The 23,936-nt window shown below is 68.0% G+C and carries 22 protein-coding genes; 12 read left to right on the forward strand and 10 right to left on the reverse strand.

Features of this window, described 5'->3' with window-relative positions; translation table 11 throughout:
* The 6 genes from AC3WLE_RS18725 to AC3WLE_RS18750 form a co-directional block, all read left to right on the forward strand.
* Nucleotides 1-460, forward strand: a 460-nt coding sequence (locus AC3WLE_RS18725; protein ID WP_492363588.1) for a TolC family protein, incomplete at its 5' end; no start/stop codon positions are given.
* 54 nt (nt 461-514) lie between these two features.
* The gene (locus tag AC3WLE_RS18730) at nt 515-1,714 is read left to right on the forward strand and encodes an efflux RND transporter periplasmic adaptor subunit (RefSeq protein ID WP_492320707.1); all 1,200 of its coding nucleotides are present in this window, start codon (nt 515-517) and stop codon (nt 1,712-1,714) included.
* A gap of 13 nt (nt 1,715-1,727) precedes the next feature.
* Nucleotides 1,728-4,850 carry an efflux RND transporter permease subunit gene (locus AC3WLE_RS18735; protein WP_492320708.1) on the forward strand — a complete coding sequence of 1,041 codons (3,123 nt, stop codon included), beginning with the start codon at nt 1,728-1,730 and terminating at the stop codon, nt 4,848-4,850.
* 319 nt (nt 4,851-5,169) lie between these two features.
* Entirely contained in the window at nt 5,170-5,778 is a 609-nt protein-coding gene (locus tag AC3WLE_RS18740) for a hypothetical protein (RefSeq protein ID WP_492320709.1), read from the forward strand.
* 102 nt (nt 5,779-5,880) lie between these two features.
* Complete coding sequence (locus tag AC3WLE_RS18745; protein ID WP_454750397.1) at nt 5,881-6,084, forward strand: CsbD family protein; 204 nt, start codon at nt 5,881-5,883, stop codon at nt 6,082-6,084.
* 239 nt (nt 6,085-6,323) lie between these two features.
* Nucleotides 6,324-7,742: a sensor histidine kinase gene (locus AC3WLE_RS18750; RefSeq protein WP_492320710.1), complete on the forward strand. Its 1,419-nt coding sequence runs from the start codon at nt 6,324-6,326 to the stop codon at nt 7,740-7,742.
* 53 nt (nt 7,743-7,795) lie between these two features.
* Here the strand turns inward: AC3WLE_RS18750 and AC3WLE_RS18755 are convergent, their stop codons facing one another.
* On the reverse strand, nt 7,796-8,293 hold the full coding sequence (locus tag AC3WLE_RS18755; protein ID WP_010810373.1) for an acyl-CoA thioesterase: 498 nt from the start codon (nt 8,291-8,293) through the stop codon (nt 7,796-7,798).
* 327 nt (nt 8,294-8,620) lie between these two features.
* Here AC3WLE_RS18755 and AC3WLE_RS18760 point away from each other — a divergent pair, with 327 nt between their 5' ends.
* From AC3WLE_RS18760 to AC3WLE_RS18775, 4 genes are all read left to right on the forward strand, one after another.
* Entirely contained in the window at nt 8,621-9,397 is a 777-nt protein-coding gene (locus AC3WLE_RS18760) for a GntR family transcriptional regulator (RefSeq protein WP_492356663.1), read from the forward strand.
* A gap of 77 nt (nt 9,398-9,474) precedes the next feature.
* Nucleotides 9,475-11,019: an acetolactate synthase large subunit gene (locus AC3WLE_RS18765; RefSeq protein WP_492356700.1), complete on the forward strand. Its 1,545-nt coding sequence runs from the start codon at nt 9,475-9,477 to the stop codon at nt 11,017-11,019.
* A 131-nt stretch (nt 11,020-11,150) separates the two neighbouring features.
* Nucleotides 11,151-11,543: a Zn-ribbon domain-containing OB-fold protein gene (locus AC3WLE_RS18770; protein ID WP_051591783.1), complete on the forward strand. Its 393-nt coding sequence runs from the start codon at nt 11,151-11,153 to the stop codon at nt 11,541-11,543.
* 4 nt (nt 11,544-11,547) lie between these two features.
* On the forward strand, nt 11,548-12,720 hold the full coding sequence (locus AC3WLE_RS18775) for a thiolase family protein (RefSeq protein ID WP_492320712.1): 1,173 nt from the start codon (nt 11,548-11,550) through the stop codon (nt 12,718-12,720).
* Between the two features lie 178 nt (nt 12,721-12,898).
* Here the strand turns inward: AC3WLE_RS18775 and AC3WLE_RS18780 are convergent, their stop codons facing one another.
* From AC3WLE_RS18780 to AC3WLE_RS18820, 9 genes are all read right to left on the reverse strand, one after another.
* Nucleotides 12,899-13,309: a hypothetical protein gene (locus AC3WLE_RS18780; RefSeq protein WP_035823786.1), complete on the reverse strand. Its 411-nt coding sequence runs from the start codon at nt 13,307-13,309 to the stop codon at nt 12,899-12,901.
* A 167-nt stretch (nt 13,310-13,476) separates the two neighbouring features.
* On the reverse strand, nt 13,477-14,664 hold the full coding sequence (gene bcsZ / locus AC3WLE_RS18785; protein ID WP_492320713.1) for a cellulose synthase complex periplasmic endoglucanase BcsZ: 1,188 nt from the start codon (nt 14,662-14,664) through the stop codon (nt 13,477-13,479).
* Between the two features lie 356 nt (nt 14,665-15,020).
* Nucleotides 15,021-15,683 (reverse strand): hypothetical protein, encoded by a 663-nt coding sequence (locus AC3WLE_RS18790; RefSeq protein WP_492356664.1) that lies wholly within the window; start codon nt 15,681-15,683, stop codon nt 15,021-15,023.
* 11 nt (nt 15,684-15,694) lie between these two features.
* On the reverse strand, nt 15,695-16,687 hold the full coding sequence (gene surE / locus AC3WLE_RS18795; protein ID WP_492356665.1) for a 5'/3'-nucleotidase SurE: 993 nt from the start codon (nt 16,685-16,687) through the stop codon (nt 15,695-15,697).
* Nucleotides 16,688-16,779: 92 nt separating this feature from the next.
* A complete protein-coding gene (gene dmpG, locus AC3WLE_RS18800; protein ID WP_035823796.1) occupies nt 16,780-17,805 on the reverse strand; it encodes a 4-hydroxy-2-oxovalerate aldolase in 1,026 nt (341 codons plus the stop codon).
* A 10-nt stretch (nt 17,806-17,815) separates the two neighbouring features.
* A complete protein-coding gene (locus AC3WLE_RS18805) occupies nt 17,816-18,724 on the reverse strand; it encodes an acetaldehyde dehydrogenase (acetylating) (protein ID WP_153953864.1) in 909 nt (302 codons plus the stop codon).
* A gap of 45 nt (nt 18,725-18,769) precedes the next feature.
* The gene (dmpE, locus tag AC3WLE_RS18810; protein ID WP_492320717.1) at nt 18,770-19,552 is read right to left on the reverse strand and encodes a 2-oxopent-4-enoate hydratase; all 783 of its coding nucleotides are present in this window, start codon (nt 19,550-19,552) and stop codon (nt 18,770-18,772) included.
* A 68-nt stretch (nt 19,553-19,620) separates the two neighbouring features.
* Nucleotides 19,621-21,183, reverse strand: coding sequence for a DUF1302 domain-containing protein (locus AC3WLE_RS18815; RefSeq protein ID WP_492356666.1), 1,563 nt, complete (start codon nt 21,181-21,183; stop codon nt 19,621-19,623).
* A gap of 137 nt (nt 21,184-21,320) precedes the next feature.
* A complete protein-coding gene (locus AC3WLE_RS18820) occupies nt 21,321-22,109 on the reverse strand; it encodes an SDR family oxidoreductase (RefSeq protein ID WP_492320719.1) in 789 nt (262 codons plus the stop codon).
* A gap of 126 nt (nt 22,110-22,235) precedes the next feature.
* Between AC3WLE_RS18820 and AC3WLE_RS18825 the strand changes: the two genes are divergently transcribed.
* On the forward strand, nt 22,236-23,108 hold the full coding sequence (locus tag AC3WLE_RS18825; protein WP_492356667.1) for an alpha/beta fold hydrolase: 873 nt from the start codon (nt 22,236-22,238) through the stop codon (nt 23,106-23,108).
* A 39-nt stretch (nt 23,109-23,147) separates the two neighbouring features.
* A complete protein-coding gene (locus AC3WLE_RS18830) occupies nt 23,148-23,933 on the forward strand; it encodes an SDR family NAD(P)-dependent oxidoreductase (RefSeq protein ID WP_492356668.1) in 786 nt (261 codons plus the stop codon).
* Nucleotides 23,934-23,936 lie beyond the last annotated feature (3 nt).

The raw sequence follows: 23,936 nt of genomic DNA on the forward strand, positions 1-23,936 counted from the left end.
GGCCGAGCACTATCCGGTCTCGGCCACCAATACCAACGGCAGCGGCAACAGCTACGGCGTGTTCCTGACGATCCCGCTGTACGTGCGCCACAGCAACGGCGGCGAGGCCCGCCGCGCCGAGGTGGACTACTACGCCGCGCTGGACGACCGCAACCGCGTGCTGCTGGAAGCCGGCAATGAGATGGAACGGCTGCGCAGCCAGCTCGAAGCCGCGCGCCAGTCACTGCGGCAGATGCGCGACGACGTGCTGCCCGCCGCCGAAAGCGTGGCCGGCAGCGCCGAGTTTGCCTACGGCAAGGGCGCCACCGGCGTGCTCGACCTGCTCGATGCCCGCCGCGCGCTGCGCCAGACCCGGCTCGATGCCGTCAGCGCCCAGGGCGATTACGCCAAGGCCCTGTCGGCCTACCGCGCGGCGCTGCAGACCTCCACGACCGGCACTGCGACGAGCTCGCGTCCCTGAACCGCAGTCCCAGCGAATCCAATGCACTCCCTCCTGTCACGCATGTCCCGCCGCATGTCTTCCGTCCATTTCCCCGCTGGCCTGCCCGCACGGCTTGCTGCCCTGTCCCTGTGCGCGCTGGCGCTGGCCGCCTGCGGCAAGTCTGAAGCGCCCAAGGCCGATGACGATCCCAAGGTCAGCGGCAATACCATCCAGTTCCCGGCCAGCGTGAAGACGCTGCCGGGCATCGCCGGCGAATCCGCCAGGACCGGCGGCGAGCGCATGCTGAGCCTGCCCGGCCGGCTGGTGTGGAACGAGGACAAGACCGTGCGCGTGTCGACGCCGTTTGCCGGCCGCGTCACCGAGATCCTGGTGCAGCCCGGTGCCACCGTGAAAGCGGGCCAGCCGCTGGCCAGCCTGACCTCGCCCGATTTCGGCGTGGCCCAGGCCGATGCGCGCAAGGCCGCCGCCGACAGCGCGGTCGCGGCCAAGGCGCTGGCACGGCAGCGCGAGCTGTACGGCGCCGGCATCATCGCGCAGAAGGAGCTGGAGCAGGCGCAGGCCGACGCCGCGCGCGCCGCGGCGGACCTGCAGCGCACCCAGGCGGCGCTGGCCCAGTACGGCGCGGCCGCGGGCGGCGCGGGCGCCTCAGGCATCGTAAACCAGCGCTTTGCGCTGCGCAGCCCGATCGACGGCCTGGTGGTCGAGCGCAACATCAACCTCGGCATGGAGCTGCGCCCCGACCAGCCGCCCGCCGCGCCGTTGTTCCTGGTGACCGATCCGACCACGCTGTGGGCACAGGTCGATGCGGGCGAGGCCGACCTGAGCCTGTTCAAGCCGGGCGTGGACGTGCAGCTCACCACCGCGGCCTGGCCCGGCGAGACCTTCTCCGGCACCGTGGTCAAGATCGCCGACTATGTCGATCCCACCGCGCGCAGCATCAAGGTGCGGCTGAACGTGCCCAACCCGGAGCGCCGCCTGAAGGCGGAGATGTTCGTCACCGCGAAGCTGCCGGCCGCGTCGTTCAAGGGCATCGCCGTGCCGTCCAAGGCCGTGTTCCTGGCCGACAACCGCAACTATGTGTTCGTGCGCACCGCCGCCAATACCTTCGAGCGCCGCCTGGTGCGCGTGGGCGTGACGCTGCCCGGCACCACCGAGCTGCTTGAAGGCGTGAAGGACGGCGAGACCGTGATCACCGACGGCAACCTCTACCTGCAGGACATCCTGCGCGATGCCACTGCCGTGAACGCGGCGCGTGCGTCCGAGAAGAAGTGAGGACGGCCGCCACATGATTTCGCGCATCGTCAGCTTTGCCCTGCACCAGAAGCTCTTTGTCTGGCTGGGCCTGCTTATCTTCGTCGGGGGCGGCCTGGCTGCATTCAAGAACCTGCCGATCGAAGCTTTCCCGGATGTCTCCGACATCCAGGTCAACGTCATCACGCTGTACCCGGGCCGCGCCGCCGAAGAGGTGGAGCGCCAGGTGACCATCCCCATTGAAACCGCGCTGGCCGGAACGCCCAACGCGGTGCGGGTGTTTTCGCATACGCAGTTCGGCCTGTCGTTCATGATGGTGACCTTCAACGACAAGGCCACCGACGTGACCGCGCGCCAGCAGATCCTGGAGCGCCTGCGCAGCGTGGACCTGCCCGACGGCGTGCATCCGGACCTGGCGCCGCTGTCCACCGCGATCGGCGAGATCTACCGCTTCCGCCTGACTGGCAAGGGCTATACCGCGCAAGAGCTGCGCACGCTGCAGGACTGGGTGGTGGAGAAAAACCTGCGCCAGGTGCCGGGCGTGGCCGACCTGGTCACCATCGGCGGCACCATCAAGCAGTACGAGGTCAATCCCAACCTGGCGCGCATGCGCGATGCCAAGATCTCGCTGTCGCAGCTGTTCACTGCGCTGCAGCGCGCCAACGCCAATGCCGGCGGCGGCGCCGTGGCGCACGGCCGGCAGCAGTTCCTGCTGCGCTCGCTGGGCAGCTTCCGCACCTCGGCCGATATCGCCAACGTGGTGGTGGCCGAGAACCAGGGCACCCCGATCCTGGTCAAGGACATCGCCGACGTGAGGGTCGGCAGCGCGCCGCCGCAAGGCCTGATGGGCCAGGACGACGAGGACGACATCGTCTCGGGCATCGTGGTGATGCGCAAGGGCGAGAACCCGTCGCTGGTGCTGGAGGCGCTGAAGAAGAGGATCGACCTGCTGGACGACCAGATCCTGCCCAAGGGCGTGAAGATCGTGCCGTACTACGACCGCTCCACGCTGATCGACAAGACCCTGCACACGGTGTTCGGCAACCTGGTCGAGGGCGCGCTGCTGGTGATGGCGGTGCTGTACCTGTTCCTGGCCAACGTGCGCGCCGCGGCAATCGTGGCGCTGATCATCCCGCTGGCGCTGTTGTCAACCTTCATCGGCCTGACCTGGGTGGGCATTCCGGCCAACCTGTTGTCTCTGGGCGCGATGGACTTCGGTATCATCGTCGACGGCGCGGTGATCGTGGTCGAGAACATCTTCAAGCGGCTGGGCGAGCTCAAGGCGCAGCAGATCAAGGACAGCAAGGCGCGCCTGCATGCGATCCTGCAGGCCACCACGGAAGTGGGCCGTCCGACCGTGTTCTCGATGGTCATCATCATTGCGGCGCACATCCCGATCTTCACGCTGCAGCGGCACGAGGGCAAGATCTTCGCGCCGATGGCCTACACGGTCACGGGCGCGCTGATCGGCTCCCTGATCCTCTCGCTGACGCTGGTGCCGCTGCTGTGCCACCTGCTGCTCACCAAGAACATCGCGCACGACGACAACTTCATCGTGCGCCACTGCAAGCGGCTCTATGAGCCGATGCTGGCCTGGGCGCTGGACCACAAGAAACTGGTGGTAGGCTCGGCGCTGGGCCTGCTGGTAGTGACCGTGGGCGTGGGCAAGTTCCTCGGCAGCGAGTTCCTGCCCGAGCTGGACGAAGGCTCGATGTGGGTCAGCTTCGACCTGCCGGCATCGGTCTCGACCGACGAGGCGCGCGACCAGGCGCGGCTGCTGCGCAGCGTGATCCGCAAGACCCCGGAGGTCAATACCACCATCTCCAAGGTCGGCCGCCCCGACGACGGCACCGATCCCAAGCTGATCAACACCGTCGAGATCCTGGTCGACCTGAAGCCCGAGAAGCAATGGCGCGACGGCTTCAACAAGCGCGCCATCATCGGCGAGATCGACAAGAACCTGCGCCAGCTCCCCGGCATCGAGCCCAATTTCTCGCAGCCGGTGCGCGACAACATCCTGGAGAGCATCTCGCAGATCAAGGGCCAGATCGTGATCAAGGTGCAGAGCGACAGCCTGGAGCAGAACAAGAAGGTGGCCGACCAGATCCTGGCCAACGTGCAGACGGTCAAGGGCGTGATGCGCGCCTTTATCGACCGTGACGGCGAACTGCCGCAGTACGTGCTGGAGTTCGACCGGGCCCAGGCCGCGCGCTACGGCATCAACGTGGCCGACGTGCAGGACCTGATGGAAACCGCGCTGGCCGGCAAGGCCGCGACCGAGCTGTGGGAGGGCGAGAAGCACTTCAGCGTGGCCGTGCGCCTGAAGCCGTCGGAGCGCGCGCTGCCGAACCTGCCCAATATCTTCATGCAGACCGCGGACGGCGCGCAGGTGCCGCTGTCGCAGCTGGTGACCTTCCGCGCGGCATCCGGCGCGATGAACATCAGCCGCGAGAACGGCCAGCGCACCACCTCGATCGGCATCTTTATCCGCGACCGCGACATGGGCAGCGTGGTCAAGGACATGCAGAAGCTGGTGGCGAAAAACGTCAAGGCCGACGACGTCAAGATCAGCTGGTCGGGCGAGTTCGAGAACCAGGAGCGCGCCATGGCGCGGCTCTCGATCGTGGTGCCGCTGTCGGTGCTGGTGATCTTCCTGCTGCTGTTCAATGCGTTCAAGTCGTTCAAGAGCGCCACGCTGATCATCTCGAACATCCCGTTCGCGCTGATCGGCGGCGTGTTCGCGCTGTTCCTGACCGGCATCCCGCTGTCGGTGTCGGCGGCGATCGGCTTTATCGCGCTGTTTGGACAGGCGGTGCTCAATGGCGTGGTCATGGTGACTTACTTCAACCAGCTGCGCGATGAAGGCATGCCGGTGCGCCAGGCGGTGCTGACCGGCTCGATGGACCGGCTGCGCACGGTGCTGATGACCGCGCTGCTGGCCATGCTGGGTTTGTTCCCGATGGCGATCTCGCGCGCCATCGGCTCGGAGACGCAGCGCCCGCTGGCCATCGTCATCATCGGCGGGCTGATCACCGCCACCATGCTGACGCTGATCGTGCTGCCCACCTTGTATGAATGGATGGTGGGGCGCAACTGGCCGGACGAAGAGGGCGAAGCGCCTGACGAGAACCGGTTGACGCCGTCGATTCTGGGCTGACGGCCGCCCTGCTTGACTGGCAATTTGCGCCCCTCTCCCGCGCAGCGGGAGAGGGGCGCCTTGTTCTGCGGCACGCATGCTCGCCCGCCGTCGCACACATGACGCGCTGACCGCACCATCCCCCCTCAGCAACCAGGTGCATGCCCCGCCGCGTGCCTCGCCCGCATTGCAATGTCGGAATAGTCTGACGCGCCTTTCGGAACCGGACGCCTGCTTCCCATACCCCCCCGGGCCTACTCTGTACTTACGGCATGGCCAGCAGCATAGCCGCCGGCCTCTCATGCGTACCTTTACGCAATCACCCGGAAAGGAGATCGACATGTTGAAGAAATGGCTGACCGCAGCAGTGTGTTCGATGATGGTTGCCGCACCGGCGGGATTTGCGCTGGCGCAGATGACCGCACCAACAACCACGTCCGGAACGGCTGCAACCGGGGCAAGGGCAGACTATGACGCCGCGGTGAAGCAGGCTGATGCGGACTACAAGGCTGCCTCCGCCAAGTGCAATGGCATGAAGGACAACGCCAAGGACGTCTGCAAGGCCGAGGCCAAGCGCGACCGCGATGTGGCCAAGGCCCAGGCCGAAGCCCGCCGCGACGGCACGCAGAAGGCGACCGCCAAGGCCGAGAAGACCAAGGCTGACCGCGACTATGACGTAGCCAAGGAAATGTGCGACGACAAGAAGGGCAACGACAAGGACGTCTGCAAGAAGGACGCCAAGGCCGCCCATGAAAAGGCACTGATGGCTGCCAAGGTCGACAAGGCCGCGGCGACCGGCACCAGTGCCGACGTGGCCGAAACCCGCGCCGACGCGAAGAAGGACGCCACCGACGCCGCCTACAAGGCCGACAAGGAACGCTGCGACGCGATGTCGGGCGATGCCAAGGACAAGTGCCAGGCCGATGTGAAGGCCAAGTACGGCAAGTAAGCCTTCGCGGCATCCCGCCAGCATTGGCGGGCCACGCACCGCACCACCCGCAAGGGGACGCCTCCGATGGCGCCCCCTTGCCATCGGATGAAGGAGCACGAGATGAACTGGGACCAGATCGAAGGCAAATGGGAACAAGCGAAGGGCAAGATCAAGGAGAAGTGGGGCAAGCTGACCGACGACGACATCGCGCAGATCAACGGCAAGCGTGACCAGCTTGCCGGCCGCATCCAGGAGCGCTATGGCTACACCAAGGAGCGCGCCGAGGAAGAAATGAAGGAGTGGGAACGGGACACGCGCTGGTAAGCAGTGCGTGGCAGCAAGGCAAGGCGGGACGCCAGCGGGCGTCCCGCCTTGCTGTTTGCGTGCCGCGCGTGCTCGATACCCCGGCACCCCCGGAACGAGGGGGGCGCCGGCGCGTATCGCACAGCATTAAGCGCGGATTAGCTCTGAATGCAACCGAATGATGCACGCGCCACCCGCGCAGGGCATAACATGTCGCGTCGCCGACCCTGCCATCCGCCCGGCTTGCCTTCGCGCTCCGCATGTACGCAGCCTTGCCCGCCTTCGTCTCGTCGATCTTCCTCGGTTACGGCCTCTATGTGCTGGTGACCAAGGGCGTGACGCGCGTCTCCACTTCGTTCTTCCTGCTGTGCGTGACCACCTTCGCCTGGCAGGGCACGTGGGTGTTCCTGTTCCAGTCCTCGCATCCCGATGTGGCGCTGGTGCTGGCCCGGCTCGGCTACCTCTTCATCCTGTTCCTGCCGACCACGTTCTACCACTTCATCGCCGAAGTCACCGAGAGCCGCCGCGAGCGGCCGCTGCTGCTGGCCTCGTACGGACTGAGCCTGGTGCTGGCGGTGCTGCTGCTGACCACCGACCAGGTAGTCTCCGGCTACTACAGCTATTTCTTCGGCGACTATCCCAGGGCCGGCCCGCTGCATCCGCTGCACCTGGTGCAGACGGTGCTGGTGGCGCTGCGCAGCGCCTGGCTGCTGGTGGCGGCGCGGCGCAATGCGACAGCCGAACGCCGCAAGCGCTACAAGCTGTGCCTGGTGGCGGTGGCGCTCTATTCGCTGGCGGCGGTGGACTACGCCGTCAACTACGGCGCAGCGTTCTATCCGCCGGGCGTGGTGTTCGTGGCGGCAAGCCTGGGCATCCTGGCGGTCAGCGTGGTGCGCTACGACCTGATGCATCCGTATTCGCTGGCCGCCACCGTGGCGCACGAGGTGCGCACGCCGCTGGCGACCATCCGCATGCAGGCGCAGGAGCTGGCGCGCACCTGGCCGCAGGTGCTGCACGGCTACCGGCTGGCGGTCCAGCAGGGGCTGTGCGAGGACCGCATGCGGCCCGGCCAGCTTGAGCGCGTGTCGAGCCTGGTCGGCGCCATCACGCGGGAAGTCGATGGCACCAGCACCGTGATCGACATGGCGCTGGCCTCGGTCACGCTGGAGCGGCTGGACCGCAGCAGCTTTGCCCCGCACGGCATTGCCGACTGCGTGCATGCGGCGCTGGAGCGCTACCCGTTCCAGGGCGAGGAGCGCGGCTGCGTGCAGGTGCGCGGCATCGACGCGGGCTGGCGCTTTGTCGGCTCCGACACGCTGCTGGTCTACGTGCTGTTCAATCTGCTGAAGAACGCGCTGCATGCGATCCGCGCGGCCGGCGGCGGCCACATCGACATCACCGGCGCGACCGAGGGCCAGTACCACGTGATCCGCTTTCGCGACACCGGCCCGGGCATTGCGGCCGACGTCATGCCGCGCATCTTCGATCCGTTCTTCTCCACCAAGGCGCATGGCACCGGTGCCGGCCTCGGTCTGGCCTTCTGCCGGCGCGTGATCGAGACCTTCGGCGGGCGCATTGAGTGCGAGTCGGTGCCGGCCGTGCATACCACCTTTACCCTCAGCCTGCCGCGCTTCACCGCCATGGCCGACAGCCGGCTGCGCACCAGCACCGCCGGCTGAGCCACGGCCGGCGGTGCCGGATTCAGACCCGCGCGGGGTCAGCCGCGCCTGGCTCAGCTGGCCAGTGCCGGCAGCGCCAGTTCATATTCCCTGACCCGTTCGATGATGCCCGCCGGAAAGCGCGTGATGCGCTTTTGCCGGTCGGCGAAGACGATCTGCTGGTAGCCCAGCGACACCGGCTTGCCCCCCACGCAGAAGCGGAACAGCAGGTAGGCCGAGCACTGTCGCACCTGGAAGGTGTTCAGGTAGCAATCCACGCGCTGGAACGGGAACGTCTCCTCGACATACTCCTGGTGCGCGCGCTTGGTCACGAAGACGCCGCCGGCGGCCAGCAGGTTGTCGTGGATGCATTCATGGAACCACCGCTCCCGGCAAATGCCCTGCCACTCGAAATAGCGGGCGAAGTAGGTGTTCATAAAGGCATTGGAATCCTTGAGATAGATGTCGATCGCATGGTGGAAGGTCTTGTGCGAAGCGGTCTCGAACGCGTCGGGCGCCAGTTGGGCCGCGCCGCGGTTCAGGATTTGGGGGATCACGTCTCGCATCAACATAAGTTGACTCCTTGAGATGGCTGCAAGCGGCAGCCACGCCTGCCCCCGGGAAGGTTGGGGCATGGTGGCATTCTGTCCGCTTGGGCAGTGGCAAGGTGGGCGCTGAAGTGGGGGTTGCGGCACGTTCCGGCGCGTGACGCACGGGCGACAAAAGCCCCGGAATGCACGCCCGGGCCTGGCAATACCGGAGCGGCATGGATCGGCGTTAACCCGAGTAGTCTAGGTTTATAGACTTTTATATAGTCGTCCGGCCAGGACGACTCCGGGCGGCCCTCGCATCGCCCTTTTCCCCGACATTCACCGGCGTTTCCCGACCTCCCTTGCCGCATGGCAGACACCACGTCCAGCGAACTCCTCGCGCGCAGCCGCCAGCCGGTCTACCTGCAGCTGGCCACCATCTTCCGCCGCCAGATCGAAAGCGGCGCCTGGCGCGAGGGTGAGCGCATCCCGTCGCTGGAAGAGCTGTGCCGCCAGTACGGCGTGGCGCGCATGACCATGCACCATGCCTTGTCGATGCTCGATGAAGAAGGGCTGGTGGCGCGCTCGCGCGGGCGCGGCACCTTCGTCAAGGCGCCGTGCCAGGCGCGGCGGCAGGTGTCGCTGTCGACCAGCTGGGACGAGGCGGTGGCGGTGGGCGCGCAACTGGACACCGAAGCGATGGTCGAATCCGCCGGCAACGTGCCGCTGCCCGCCGATCTCGGCATGCCGTGCCCCGGTGAGCGCGCCGCCGAATACCACTTCCTGCGCCGGCTGCACCGGCTGGAAGGGCGGCCGTTCGCGGTGGGCGAGGTCTATATCGAGGCCGGCGTCTTTGCGCGCGAGCCCGAGGCCTTCCGCCAGGGCGCCTCGGTGCCGGTGCTGGACCGCTTCCCCGGCCTGTCGGTCAGCACCGCGCGCCAGCGCCTGTCGATCGTCGCGGCCGGGGCCGAATCCGCCGCCGCGCTGGCGCTTGCCGTGGGCGCGCCGGTGGCTGAGCTGCGCCGTTTTGCCTGTGTCCCGGGCGAGCGCGGCGAACTGATCGTCTACTACGCACGCATCGAATTCCCGACCGAGTTTGTCTGCCTGGATTTCGACCTGCTGGCGGCGCGGCCGCGCCCGGCCTGACGCCCCCAGTGCAACCAATGCCAACCTGCTGACCCAGAACCTGAGCGGAACCCCGAGACATGGAAACTACCCAACCGATGAACGGCGCCGAGAGCCTGGTCAAGACCCTGCTCGCCAACGGCGTGGACACCTGCTTTGCCAACCCGGGCACCAGCGAGATGCACTTCGTCGCGGCGCTGGACCGCATCCCGGGCATGCGCTGCGTGCTGGGCCTGTTCGAAGGCGTGGTCACCGGCGCGGCCGATGGCTATGCGCGCATGGCCGGCAAGCCCGCCGCCACGCTGCTGCATTGCGGCCCGGGGCTGGCCAACGGCCTGGCCAACCTGCACAACGCGCGCCGCGCGCAGACGCCGGTGGTCAACATCATCGGCGACCAGGCCACCTACCACCGGCCGCTGGACGCACCGCTGACCGCGGATACCGAAGGCTGGGCCCGTCCGGTCTCGGTGTGGACGCGCACGGCCACGCAGGCTGCGTCCGTCGGCGCCGATGCCTCGTCCGCGGTGCAGGCCGCATGCGCCGCGCCGGGCGGGGTCGCCAGCCTGATCCTGCCTTCCGATGTGTGCTGGGATGCGGGCGGCGTGGTGGCCGCGCCGCTGCCGCCGCTGGCGGTGCCCAAGGTCTCGCCCGACGCCGTGCAGCAGGCCGCGCGCGTGCTGCGCTCGGGCCAGCCCACGCTGGTGGTGCTGGGGGGCAGCGCGCTGCGCGAGGCGCCGCTGGCCGATGCGCACCGCATTGCCGCGGCCACCGGCGCCCGCCTGATCTCGCCCATGTCCAATGCGCGCGTGTCGCGCGGCAGCGGCCGCCTGGCGGTGGACCGCGTGCCATATTCGGGCGACGTCGCGCGCGACAAGCTGGCCGGCATCCGCAACGTGATCCTGGTCGGCGCACCGGCGCCGGTGACGTTCTTTGCCTACCCGGGCAAGTCGCCGCGCCCGTATCCGGAAGATGCCGTGATCCACGTGCTGGCACGCCCGGAGGAAGACCTTGCCGAAGCGCTGGCCCGCCTGGCCGACGAGGTGGGTGCACGCAATGCACCGCTGCCGGCTGCCGTAGCGCCCGCATCCGTTGAGCCCGCCCGCGGCGCGGTCACGTCCGAGGCGGTGGCACGTACGCTGACCGCCTTGCTGCCCGAACAGGCGATCGTGGTGGAAGAGAGCATCAGCTTCGGCCGCGCCTTCTATCCGGGCACGGTCCATGCGGCCCCGCACGACTGGCTGCAGCTGACCGGCGGCGCCATCGGCGAAGGCCTGCCGCTGGCCGTGGGCGCGGCGGTGGCGGCGCCAGACCGGCGCGTGGTGGCACTGCAGGCCGATGGCTCGGCCATGTACACGCTTCAGTCGCTGTGGACCATGGCGCGCGAGCAACTCGACGTCACCGTGGTGCTGCTGGCCAACCGCAAGTACGCCATCCTGCTGGGCGAGCTCGCAGGCGTGGGCGCCAACCCGGGCAAGACCGCCCTGGACATGCTGGACATCGGCAATCCCGACCTGGACTGGGTCAAGCTGGCCAACGGCATGGGCGTGGAGGGCGCGCAGGCCAGCGACATGGAAGGTTTTGCCGACCTGTTCCGCATGGCCAATGCGCGCAAGGGGCCGTTTGTGATCGAACTGGTGATCTGAGCGCGGCGCTTTCCGCATTCAAAAATCCAGCCTTCGGCAGATGTGAATTGTTGCAATGCACAGACTGCGGCAAGCTCATTGCCGTGCCATGGAAGGCCCATGGCGGCACCATCAAAAGTGAAGGAGACTCCATGCCCCAACAAGAAGCGGCGGTGGGTCCGGACAAGGCTTATGCGGACCAGCTCGCCGCTGGCCAGTTCCGCATCCAGCATTGCCAGGACTGCAAGCGCCACGTGTTTTTCCCGCGCAATATCTGCCCGCACTGCGGCGGCGACACGCTCGCCTGGGTCGAGCCCAAGGGTACCGGCACGGTCTACTCCACCAGCGTGATCCGCCGCAAGCCGGATGCCGGCGGCGACTACAACGTGGTGCTGGTCGACCTGGATGAGGGCGTGCGCATGATGAGCCGTGTGGAAGGCATTGCGCCCGCCAGCGTGCGCATCGGCATGCGTGTGCAGGCGCGCGTGGCGCAGGGCAAGGAAGGCGAGGCCGCTCTCGTCGTGTTCGATCCGGTGGAGGGCTGAGGCCATGAGTTTGTCCAATTTGCGTGGCAGCGTCGCCATCGTCGGGGTCGGCCAGGCGGGCCTGGGCGAGGCCCACGGCAAGACTGAAATGGAAATCCTGGTGGAGGCCGCCAAGGCCGCCGTCAGGGATGCGGGCCTGTCGATGCGCGACATCGACGGCATCGCCACCGCCAGCGTCGGCGCCAGCATGTGGGTGATGCCGGTGGCCGAGTACCTTGGCATCAAGCCCAAGTTTGTCGACAGCACCATGATCGGCGGCTCCAGCTTTGTCTCGCACATGCTGCCGGCGATGATGGCGCTCGAATCGGGCCAGTGCGATGCGGTGCTGGTCTGCTACGGCAGCAACCAGCGCACCTCCACGGTTGGCCGCGCCGGCATCTCCAAGGTGCGCGCGGTGCTGGACCCGCAGCCGTATGAGCACCCGTACAGCCCGCTGCAGCCGATCACGTCATATGCACTCGCCGCGGCGCGCCATATGCACCAGTACGGCACCACGCGCGAGCACCTGGCCGAGGTCGCCGTGGCCGCGCGCAAGTGGGCGCAGCTGAATCCGGAAGCGATGATGCGGGACCCGCTCAGCATCGATGATGTGCTCAATGCGCGCATGGTGTCGGACCCGCTGTCAGTACGTGACTGCTGCCTGGTCACCGATGGTGCCGGCGCCTATGTGATGGTGCGTGCGGACCGCGCCAGGGATTTGGCCAGGCCGCCGGTCTATGTGCTGGGCAATGCCACGGCCACGTGGCACCGCCAGATCTCGTGCATGCCGGACCTGACCGTCACGGCCGCCAAGGAATCCGGCGAGCGCGCCTTCGCCATGGCGGGGCTCAAGCCGTCGGATGTCGACGTGGCTGAGCTCTATGATGCTTTCACCATCAATACGCTGCTGTTCCTGGAGGACCTGGGGTTCTGCGCCAAGGGGGAGGGCGGTCAGTTTGTCAGCGGTGGCGGCATTGCGCCGGGCGGGCGGTTGCCGGTGAACACCAATGGCGGTGGCTTGTCATGCGTGCATCCTGGGATGTACGGGATGTTCATTACCATTGAAGCGGTGCGGCAGTTGCGTGGGGAATGTGGGGAGCGGCAGGTGAGGGATGCTGAGGTTGCCGTTGTGCATGGGAATGGGGGGACGTTGTCGAGTCAGGCTACGGCGATTCTGGGGACTGCGGCGACGGTTTAAAGGGTGGCATTGGGGGGCTGGTTCGATGTTGTCGTAGGTCGACGGCCTTGTTCCGCCCTCCTGGGCGGGACAAAAGTGACTCGCCGGCTACGCCGGCGAAACAGCCACGCTTGCCAAGGACGATAAGCGACCGTATGGCGCCACGCTACCGCATGGCATACAACAACCCCAGCCCACCTCAATCCACCAACTCAGGCCACCCCTGCTCCCCCCCTAACCCAGGCAATAGTCGCACCACATACTCATGCAACCGCGACAACTCAAACGCAATCCCATCCGGAAACCCCTGCCTCCCACCGCGCTTGTCGATCAGCAGCTCAACCAGGAAAGCATGCAAAGCCGCCGGGTTGACAGATAGCGCAGCCAATTGGTTGCCGATGCGCGCATAGCGGCGGCATAGCTCCACGGGGCGCGCTTCGGCCGGCAGCGACGCCAGCCACCGTATGGCGACGTCTGTAAGCAAGGTATCTTCCGGCGAAGGCGGGCGCCGCACGCCGCTCCAGTCAGGCTCGGCGTGCACTGGCGGCGCGCCGTCCAGCACCTTCTTTGCTTCCTCAACGGTGACGAATTCAAAAGAGAGGGGTTCCATGCCGGCTCCGGGATCAGACCAACGCGCACCGCTGCGCATTAACGCGCATTCTAGCGATTACGGCGCTTCGCTGGCTATCTTGATAGCCATGCCAGCCTCGGCCTCCGTGCGCCTTCTTCGCTAGCGCCTGCCGGCCGCGCCAAACAGCGCGGGCATGAACGTGGCCGTCAGCGCGCGGGGCATCCGGTCTTCCATGCGGGGACGAGCGCGCCGTCGCGCGCGAAGCGGAACTGGCCGTCGAGGTAGCCCAGGCCGAACAGCGTCAGCACCTGCGTGTAGTAGCCGGGCGGCTCGCGCTGCGCCAGTTCGCGCGTGCGGCGCGCTTGCGCGCTGGCCTGGCCGGCGCGGCCGAGCGCGGCCAGGAAGGGCGCCACCGCGGCGGAGAAACCGCCGTTGCCTGCGTTGGGGCCGGGCTGGCCGGTCTGCGTATCGACGCGTTCGGGCGGGAAGCCCTTGGCCGCCACGTAGTCCGCCAGCGGTGTGAAGGTGCGCAGCAGCGCGGCGCGCTGGGGCTCGTCGCTGGCCAGCATGCCGGCCCACAGGTAGACGCGGATCGCGTTGTAGGCGCTTTCGGCGTGCGTTTGCGCATCGGGCAGGAAGCCACGCCCGGTCTCGTATTCCACCCAGTCCGGCGCGAAGCCGCGCGGTGCGGTGTCCAGCATCAGCCTGGCCGAACTGGCCACCAGTTGCTGCCAGGCCGGTTCATCGGGCAGCAGCGTGGCCAGCCGGCGCATGACCTGCATCGGCACATAGCTTGGGTTCAGGCGCCAGCGGCGCTCGCTCAGCTTGAACCCCTGCGCGCCGGGCAACACGGTGCGGCCCAGGCTCGGCAGCACCGCCGTTTCCTCGCGCAGGATGCGCCGGGCCATCAGCGTGCCGAGCGCGGTGAAGCGCCGCTCCTGCCAGAGCCGGCCGGCTTCCAGCAGGGTGTAGGCGAGCCACAGGTCGGCGTCCGAGGCCGGGTTGGCATCGATCACGCCCCAGCTGTCCGCGGCCTTGCCTGCCGATTTGGCCTGCTCCGGCGGCAGCCGTCCCCAGATCCAGGCCGGCAGGTGCGCGATCAGGTCGCCCTGGGCGAGGTTGTTCTCGGTCCAGGCAAGCAGCTTGTCGAAGCTGGCGCGGTCATTGGCCGCGAGGGCAAAGAACAGGCCGTAGGCCTGGCCTTCAGACACCGTGGCCTGGTTCTCGGTGCTGGCATCGATCACGCGGCCGTCGGCGCTCAGCAGGGTTCGCCTGAAGGCATCCCAGTCCGCCCACTTGCAGGCCGGGGCGCCGGCAGCCGTGGCGGCCAGCGAGGCACAGGCCAGCGTACCGGCGAGCAGCCATCGGGTCAGGCCCGTCAGCGTGCGCCGCATGTCAGCTCCCGTTGCGCCGTGCCGCCAGCTTGCCGGGCGTCCAGAACAGCGACAGCGCCACCACCAGCCCCGCCATCAGCCCGGCGATCGCCATCAGGCCGGGGAAGGCCGAGACCCGCACCCAGATGGCCGTCGATGGCGGACACCGGCGCCACCGTCACGCGCAGCGACGGCAGGCCGGTCCACTTGCCCATATGCCCGAAAAGCACCGCGCGAGCCACATTTCCTCCGGGTCTAAAAAAAGATTCAGGGGTGATATAAAAAGCAGAAACGCCGCCCCCTGGCAAGGGGGCGGCGTTTGCGGTTGGCAAACCGGCCGCTTCAGGCTGCCTGTTGGCGGCGCAGCGGCAACCGACTCACCCGCAGGTTCCGTCGGCCGCGCACACGCCGCGCACCACCATCTCGCCCATGAAGTCCATGGAAGCCTGGTCGGCAATCGCGTCGCGCAGCGCATCCAGCGCGGCGTCATGGGGATCGCTGGCATTGCCGGCCTCCAGCGGCGTGTCATGCCAGCGCCGGGGTAAGGCAGCGGGGTCGATATCGACCCCGGCGCCTGCCGCCAGCGCGGCCAGCACCGCGGCTTCCGCTTCGGCCATGGCGTCGGCGGACAGGTCCCTGGCGCGCGCCTGCCCGAAACTGTCGAACGCCTGTTCCGGCGGCCCGCCAAACAGCTTCCACAAGGCCAGCTCGGTCAGCGGTGAGCAGTTCACGGTGCGCCCGCCCAGCACCAGGCCATGCAGCCGCAGGCGGTTCGGCTCGCCCTGCGCAAGCCCGCCCTCGCAGCGCACCATCAGCGCGCCGCCCGGCACCTCGGCCAGGCGGAATGCGCCCTTGGCATCGGTGGTTGCGTTGCGCACTTGCCCTTGCGCATCGCGCAACTGCACGGTGGCGCCTGCCAGCGCGGCGCCGACGGCAGCCGTGCCGCTCACTTCCGGCGCATGGCCATCCCCGCATGCTGCGACCGCCGCGACCCCGCATGCGAGCACGAGGTGGCGCCAGGATCTAAGGTCCTTGCCCATGGTTGCTCCGCCTAAGGTGCCAGGGTGGCCAGCTCGCGGCGCGAGCGGTTGAACAGGCCGCGCGCCAGCGGCGTCGGGCGGAAGTCGACGTCAAGCGCCGAGATCGTGATGAACTTGGCCAGGAAGGCCGGCGTCTCCGCGATCCGCGCCAGCGCTGCCGCTTCGGTCTCCGGCGCGCCCACGTCGATCGATACCGTGTTGTCGGCATTGCGCTTGTAGGCGGTGGTAAAGGAATCCACCGTGCCAGGCGTGGTCAGGCGCACGCCGGCAGGGGTTCCGCCGGCAGCGATCGGGTAGTTGATGCTCAGCGGGTGGGCCACCGGCAGCAATGGCTGGCCGGCTGCGCGCGTGGCTTCCAGGCTGGCAATCACGCGGGCCAGGAAGGCCCCGGCCTTGGGGAACGCGGCCACGGTGCTGCCGAAGCCGGTGCGTGCTTCGGTAAAGTCCACGCCAACGCTCAGCGCGATGCCGGGCACGCCGCGGCGCGCGGCGAACAGCACGTTCATCACCGTGCCCGAGTGCGGAATGGAGTCCGACAGGTTCTCGCCGAAATTGGCCCCGGAGACGACCAGGTCCGGCGTGAAGCTGCTTTCCGGCCCGACGATCTTCAGGCCCATGGCGGTGGCGTCAATCGGCGAGCCGCTGCCCAGGTAGTCCGGGTTGGTGGCGTTGAGCGCGCCGCCTGCGACGAAGGTGGCCTTGACCCGGTGCACGCAGAAGGTGTCGGCGCTGCCGGCGAGCGGATCCACTACCAGCCGGGTGCGCCCGTCGGGCACGGCATAGGCAGCGCCCGAGCCGCTCTGGTTGCTGGCCGGCCCGACCGTGATGACGCGGTGGCCGGCGTCCTGCAGGGCCTTGCGGACCGCGGTGATGCCAGGTGCGGCGCAGCCGTCGTCATTGGTCAGCAGGATATTGAGCGCGTGCGCGGGGCTGGCCGCGGCGGCGAGTGCCGCGGCCGCGATACCGAGGCCAGCGAGCCGCAGGCGGGTGGGAAGTCGAAGCATGGGAACCTGTCTCCATTCTCTGGTGCGTGATGAAAGCCATGCACGGCCGCGCAGCGGCGCCGCCGGGCTTGATCGAAGCCGGGGCGACAGCGTCACGGCACCAGCAGGCCCCGTTCGCGCGCCAGCGTGATCGCCGTATCCTCGATCATGTCCTCCTGCCCGCCCACCAGCCGCTGCCGGCCGAGCTCGACCAGGATCTCGCGCGCGGGGATGCGGTACTTGGCCTCGGCGCGCTTGGCGAACAGCAGGAAGGACGAGTACACGCCGGCATAGCCCAGCGTGAGCGCGTCGCGGTCGATGCGGATGGGGTGGTCCATGATCGGCACCACCAGGTCTTCGGCCACGTCGGCGATGCGGTAGACGTCGACGCCGGTCTCGATGCCCATGCGCTCGCACACGGCCACCAGCACTTCCATCGGCGTATTGCCGGCACCGGCGCCCAGCCCGGCGGCGGCGGCGTCGATGCGGCTGGCGCCGCAGGCGATCGCGGCGAGCGAATTGGCCACGCCCATGGCAAGGTTGTGGTGGCCGTGGAAGCCCAGCTCGGTCTCGGGGCGCAGCGCCTGCCGCACGGCGCCCAGCTTCTCGGTGACGTCGTGCGGCAGCATGTGCCCGGCCGAGTCGGTGATATACAGGCAGTTGGCACCATAGCTTTCCATCAGCAGCGCCTGCTGCACCAGCGTCTGCACCGGTGCCATGTGCGCCATCATCAGAAAGCCCACGGTATCCATGCCCAGCTTGCGCGCCATGCCGATATGCTGCTCCGAGACATCGGCCTCGGTGCAGTGGGTGGCGACGCGGATGGTATGCACGCCGATCTCATGCGCCATGCGCAGGTGGTCGACGGTGCCGATGCCGGGCAGCAGCAGCGCGGAGACGCGCGCCTGCTTCAGTTCGCCCAGCACCGCGCGCAGGTATTCCTCGTCGCTGTGCGCGGGGAAGCCGTAGTTGACCGAGGCGCCGCCCAGGCCATCGCCGTGGGTGACCTCGATCAGCGGCACGCCGGCGGCGTCCAGCCCGCGGGCAATGCCTTTCATCTGTTCCAGCGAGATCTGGTGGCGCTTCGGGTGCATGCCGTCGCGCAGGGTCATGTCGTGCAGGGTGATGCGTTGGACCATGGCTGGCTCCTCAGGCGTTGGCGGTTTCTTGCGCGCTGCCGGCGCGCATGGCGGCGGCGATGCACTCGGCGGTGCGGGCCGCCGAGGCGGTCATGATGTCCAGGTTGCCGGCATACTTGGGCAGGTAGTCGCCCAGGCCCTCGACCTCCAGGAAGATCGACACGCGCTTGCCGTCGAACACGGGGCCGTTCTTCAGCGTGTAGCCGGGCACGTACTTGCGCACTTCGGCAATCATGTCGTGCACCGAGGCGGTAATCGCGGCAACGTCGGGCGCATCGTCGGTCAGGCAGTGGATGGTGTCGCGCATGATCAGCGGCGGCTCGGCCGGGTTGATCACGATGATGGCCTTGCCCTGGCGCGCGCCGCCCACGGCTTCGATCGCGCCCGCCGTGGTGCGCGTGAACTCGTCGATATTGCGGCGCGTGCCGGGCCCGACCGAGCGCGACGACACCGTTGCCACGATCTCGCCATAGGCCACCGGCTGCACGCGCGAAACCGCATACACCATGGGGATGGTGGCCTGCCCGCCGCACGTGACCATGTTGACGTTCATCTCGTTGCTGCCGATATGGGCGTCCAGGTTGACCGGCGGCACGCAGAACGGCCCGATCGCCGCCGGCGTCAGGTCGATCACGCGCACGCCGCGCGCGGTCAGCTTGGCCGAGTGCTCGGCGTGGACGTAGGCGGAGGTGGCATCGAAGGCGATGCGGATATCGTCGGCCTCCAGGTGCGGCAGCAGGCCGTCGATGCCGTCGCTGGTGGTCTTCAGCCCCAGCTCGCGCGCGCGCGCCAGGCCTTCGGATGACGGCTCCACGCCGACCATCCAGACCGGTTCCAGGATGTCGCTGCGGCGCAGCTTGTAGAGCAGGTCGGTGCCGATATTGCCGGGCCCGATCAGGGCACATCGGATCTTGTTCATGGGGTCTCGCTTGGCAAAGTCAGGAAGTCAGGAAAGTCGTGGAAGTCAGCGGAACACGGCGCTGCAGCCGCCGATGCCGGTGATATGCATGGACAGCCGGTCGCCCGCCTGCACCGGAATCAGCGCCGCCAGCGAACCCGACAGGATGGTCTCGCCGGCCAGCAGCGGAATGCCGAAGCTGCCCAGGGTGTTGGCCAGCCACGCCACCGCGTCGGCGGGATGCCCCAGCGCGGCGCTGCCAAGCCCAGTGGCCACGCACTCGCCGTTTTTCTCAAGCGTCATCGCGCATGCGCCCAGGTCCAGCGCGTGCGGGCTGACGCGTTCCGCGCCGAGCACATAGACGCCGCAAGACGCGTTGTCGGCGACGGTGTCCTCGATGCGGATGCGCCAGTCCCGGATGCGCGAATCCACGATCTCGAAGCAGGCCGCCACCGCTTCGGTGGCGTCGAGCACATCGGCGCGCGTCACGCCCGGGCCGCGCAGGTCGCGCCGCAGGAAGAAGGCAATCTCGCCCTCGGCGCGCGGCTGGATCAGGGTATCGGTGGAGATGGGCTGCCCGGCGGCGTACTGCATGCTCTGCAGCAGGATGCCGAAGTCTGGCTGGTGCACGTCCAGCATCTGCTGCACGGCCGCGCTGGTCACGCCGATCTTCTTGCCGGTGACGCGGTCGCCGGCCGCCAGCCGGTGGGCGATAAAGCCTTGCTGGATGCGATAGGCAGCGTGGACGTCGAGCCCCAGTCCGCGGCCGCTGAGCGGCGGCACCGGCGCGCGCGTGACCAGCGCATGGTGGAGTTCATTGCTGAGCGTGGTGATCAGGTCGGCGTTCATGGCAGGGGAGGGTCGGGCCGCGCTGCCGCGGCGGCAGCGCGCCGCGGCAGTTCGGGTCAGGACAAAGGTCAGAACGAGTACTTGGCGTTGAAGGCCACGTAGTCGCGGTCAGCCAGCGGACGGTTGGCGATGTTGGGCCCGCCGATGAACGCGGCGTAGGTCAGGCTGAGCTCCAGGTTGTTCAGGTACTTGAAGGTCAGCCCCACGCTGGCGCGCTTGTCGCCATAGCCCATCAGCGTGCCGAAGGCGCCGGCCACCGCCGACTGGCCGCTGAACTGCTGAGCGTAGGTGAGTGGCACACTCATGTCCCAGCCATCGAACACATTGTTGTAGGTCAACGACCAGCCCACCTGGAACGCCGCCGAGTTGCGGGTGTTCGACAGCTTGCTGAAGCCCATCACCGGGTCCACGTCCAGCACGTGCAGGTAGGCGACTTCGCCCAGCAGCGTCTGCGAGTCGGCCAGGAAGGTCGGGCCCACCGAGTAGATCGCGGAGAGCTGGCCCTGCAGCGCCTTGCCGCGCGTCGCGGTGGGCGAGCCGGCCACGTCCACCAGCATCGGCACGCCGTCCTTGTAGCTGACTTCACCGGCGACGTTGGCGCCCAGCACCTGCGTGGAGAAGCTGGCGCCGGTCAGGTTGATGCCGCCGTAGAACTTCTGCTGGTACTGCAGCGTGGGAAAGAGCGAGGTGACCACGCTCGGGTTCTTGTCGTGATAGCGCAGCTGGTACAGCCCGATCTCGGTGCTGTCAAATACGCGGAAGCGCGCGCCCACGCCCCATTGCCCCCAGTCCGAGGGGCGGATATCCGGGCCGCGCGGGATGTTGAAGCCGGGCCCGATGATGAACTCCGCGCCCGGGCCGACCACGTCGGTGGAGCTGAAATAGCTGCCCGGTGCGAAGATCTGGTTCGGCTTGTAGGTGAACTGGTAATAGCCCATCACGCTGAATGCCGGCGTGACCTGCAGCTGCAGCGACGCCTGCGGCACCGGCAGCAGGATGTCCTTGACCTCGGCGCCCGGCACGAAAGCCTTGGTGGCATCGGCAGGCCCTTGCGCGCCGGCGATATTGGCGAAGAACAGGCTCTCGCCCCAGGCGACCACCTGGTTGCCCAGCTTGAAGCTCAGCTGCGTGCTGCCGATCGGCGCCGCGCCATAGACATAGGCATCGAGCAGTTGCGCGCGGTGCTCGTGATAGTCCTGCGCCGAGTTGGTGAACTGGTTGAACGGGCCGCTATGGTTGACCGTGAACGGCGCGTTGTTCGAGTTGGTGCCGCTGTAGGCCCAGTCCTGGAACACGCTGCCGCGCACCAGCGCGCCGAAGACGTCGTGCTTGAGATGCGCTTCACCCAACAGCGAGACGCGGTTGGCGATCATGTCGCCGCGCTTGAAGTTGCGGTTGCCATCGTCGCCGTTGATGTTGGCGGGGCTCAGCAGCGTGTTGCTCTGGTGGCCGGTGCGCACCGCCGCGCCGTAGGAGGCGGTGACGCTGTAGTCGAGCGTGGTGTCGTGGCCAAGGTCGATGGTGTCGCCGGCCCTCGCTGGCGTTGCAAGCAGCGCGGCCAGTGCCGCCGCGGCAGCGATTGGCCGCAGCCGGCTGCGGCGTTTCAGTGGGCCGAGTTGTGGATGGTGCATGGTGGTCTCCCCGTGGTGTCGGTGTTGGTTCGTTGCCTGGCACTTCGAATGGCGCTCGCCTGGTCGCAAGCGTAGAGAGGGCCAGCCATGCACAAATCGGCAGAACGGACTAGGCGGTTTCCCTACAGGCGGGCCGCTCAGCCGCGATTGACCGAGGCCGCGTCGAGAAAGGCCGGGCGCTCGCCGCCACCGTCGATCACGAGATTGGCGCCCGACACGTACGACGCCTGCGGCGATGCCAGGAACAGGCACGCGCCGGCGATGTCGTCCGGATGCGCGAGCCGGCCCAGCGGCACCGTAGCGGCCATGGTGCGCAATGCCTCGGGGTCGCCGTAGTGCTGCTGCTGCGAGGTCTCGGTCAGCACCACGCCCGGGCTGACCGCGGCAACGCGCACCTTGGGCGCCCATTCCACCGCGAGCGTGCGCACCGCATTGAGGATGCCGGCCTTGGCGGCGCCATAGGCCGCCGTGCCGGGCGAAGGACGCAGCGCGCTGACGCTGCCGACGAACAGCTGCGTGCCGCCGCCGGCCTGTTGCTGCATGCGTGCATTGGCGCGCTGCGCGAGCTGCAGCGGCGCTACCAGGTTGAGCCGGATCACCGATTCCAGCAGCCGTGGCGAGGCCTCCGCAACCAGCGCGAACGGCGAGCCGCCGGCGTTGTGGATGACCACGTCGAGCGTCGGGCTGGCCTGCGCGATCTGCGCCAGCATGGCATCGACCTGTTCGATGTCGCGGATGTCCGCCGGGATGAAGCGGGCGCTGCGGCCATCCGCGGCCGGCACTTCGCTGTCGTCGGCGGGCGCGGTGCGGCCGCATACGAAGACCTGCGCGCCGGCGCGCAGGAAGGCCTCACTGATGGCGCGGCCGATGCCGCGCATGCCGCCCGTGACCAGCACGGTCTGGCCGGTGTAGTCGAATCCTGTCATGGGTCCCCCTTGATGCATGGAGCGCCCATCGTAGGAGAAGTGGCCGTCCGGATCGTAGTCCGAATGAACGATGCCCGCGCTGGCGGCGCTGCGCAATATGCTGGGCAAACCACGGGAGACGCCCTCATGTCCGCTACGTCACAGCACACGCCTTTGTCCCCACACCCGAACCTGCCGGTCGGGCGCTTCGTCACCACGTCAACGGGCCTGCGCCTGCACTGCCTGGACTCCGGCAGCGGCGAGCCGGTGGTGTTTATCCACGGCAGCGGGCCGGGCGCGAGCGGGCACAGCAACTTCCGCCACAACGCGCCGGCCTTCGCCGAGGCGGGCCTTCGCACCGTGGTGGTGGACCTGCCGGGGTATGGCCTGTCGTCCAAGCCGGACGATGTCGAGTACACCCTGGACTTCTTCGTCGGCGCGCTGCGTGAGCAGTTGCTGGCACTGGAGCTGCCGCGCTGCGTGCTGGTGGGCAATTCGCTTGGCGGCGCCATCGCGCTGAAGTACGCGCTGGACTTCCCGGAGCATGTCAGTCGCCTGGTGATGATGGCGCCCGGCGGCGTGGAAGAGCGGGAAACCTATTTCCAGATGGAGGGCATCCAGCGCATGGTGTCGCTGTTTACCGGCGGCCACATGAACCCGGACACCATGCGGCAGCTGCTGCAACTGCTGGTGCACGACGCCAGCCTGGTCACCGACGCGCTGGTCGATGAGCGCATGGCGGTGTGCCGCGAGCAGCCGCGCGAGGTGCTGGCCACCATGAAGGTGCCCAACCTGACCGAGCGGCTGGGCGAGATCCGCTGCCCGGTGCTTGGCTTCTGGGGCACGGAGGACCAGTTCAATCCCGCCTCGGGCGCCACCAAATTCCTGGCCGGCTGCGCCGACGCGCGCTTCGTCATGATCAACCGCTGCGGCCACTGGGTGATGGTCGAGCACGCCGCTTATTTCAACCGTGAATGTCTCGGCTTCCTGGCGGATACCGCCCAGGGCGGGGCGGCATAATTGGCTCGCACGTCCACACAAGAAGACCCAGGAGACATCATGGAATACCCGTATAGCCTGTTCGACCTGCGCGGCAAGGTTGCCACCATCACCGGTGCCGCGCGCGGCATCGGCGCGGAAACCGCCCGCGTGCTGGCGGCGGCCGGCGCGAAGGTCGCGGTACTAGACGTGCTGGAAGCCGACGGCAAGGCCACCGCGGAAGCGATCTGCGCCGAAGGCGGCGAGGCCGCGTTCTGGAAGCTCGACGTCACCAGCGAAAGCGACGTGAAGCGCGTGTTCGCGGAGATCGCGGCGCGCTTCGGCGGCCTCGGCATCCTGGTGAACAACGCCGGCATCGAAGGGCCCAATGCGCCGACCCATGAGCTCGCGCTTGAGCAATGGCAGCAGGTCATGGCCGTGAACGTGACCGGCACCTTTCTGTGCACCAAGCACGCCATCGGCCACATGGAGCGCGCCGGCGGCGGCGCCATTGTCAACGTGTCGTCGATGTACGGCATCGCCGGCGGGCCGGACGTGCCGCCTTATCACGCATCCAAGGCCGCGGTGCGGATGATGGCCAAGACCGATGCCATGCTCTATGCCGGCAAGGGGATTCGCGCAAACTCGATCCATCCCGGCTATATCCGCACGCCGATGCTCGAGCACGTGGCCCAGGCCTCGGGGCAGGGCGAGGCGCTGTTCGACTACCTGGGCGGACAGACCCCCGCGGGCAAGGTGGGCCAGCCGCGCGACATCGCCGCGGGCATCCTGTACCTGGTGTCCGACGCCGGGCGCTACGTCACCGGCGCCGAGCTGGTGATCGACGGCGGCTACACCGCACGCTAGAAC

The organism is Cupriavidus sp. FW306-1B-F12B (assembly GCF_058781795.1).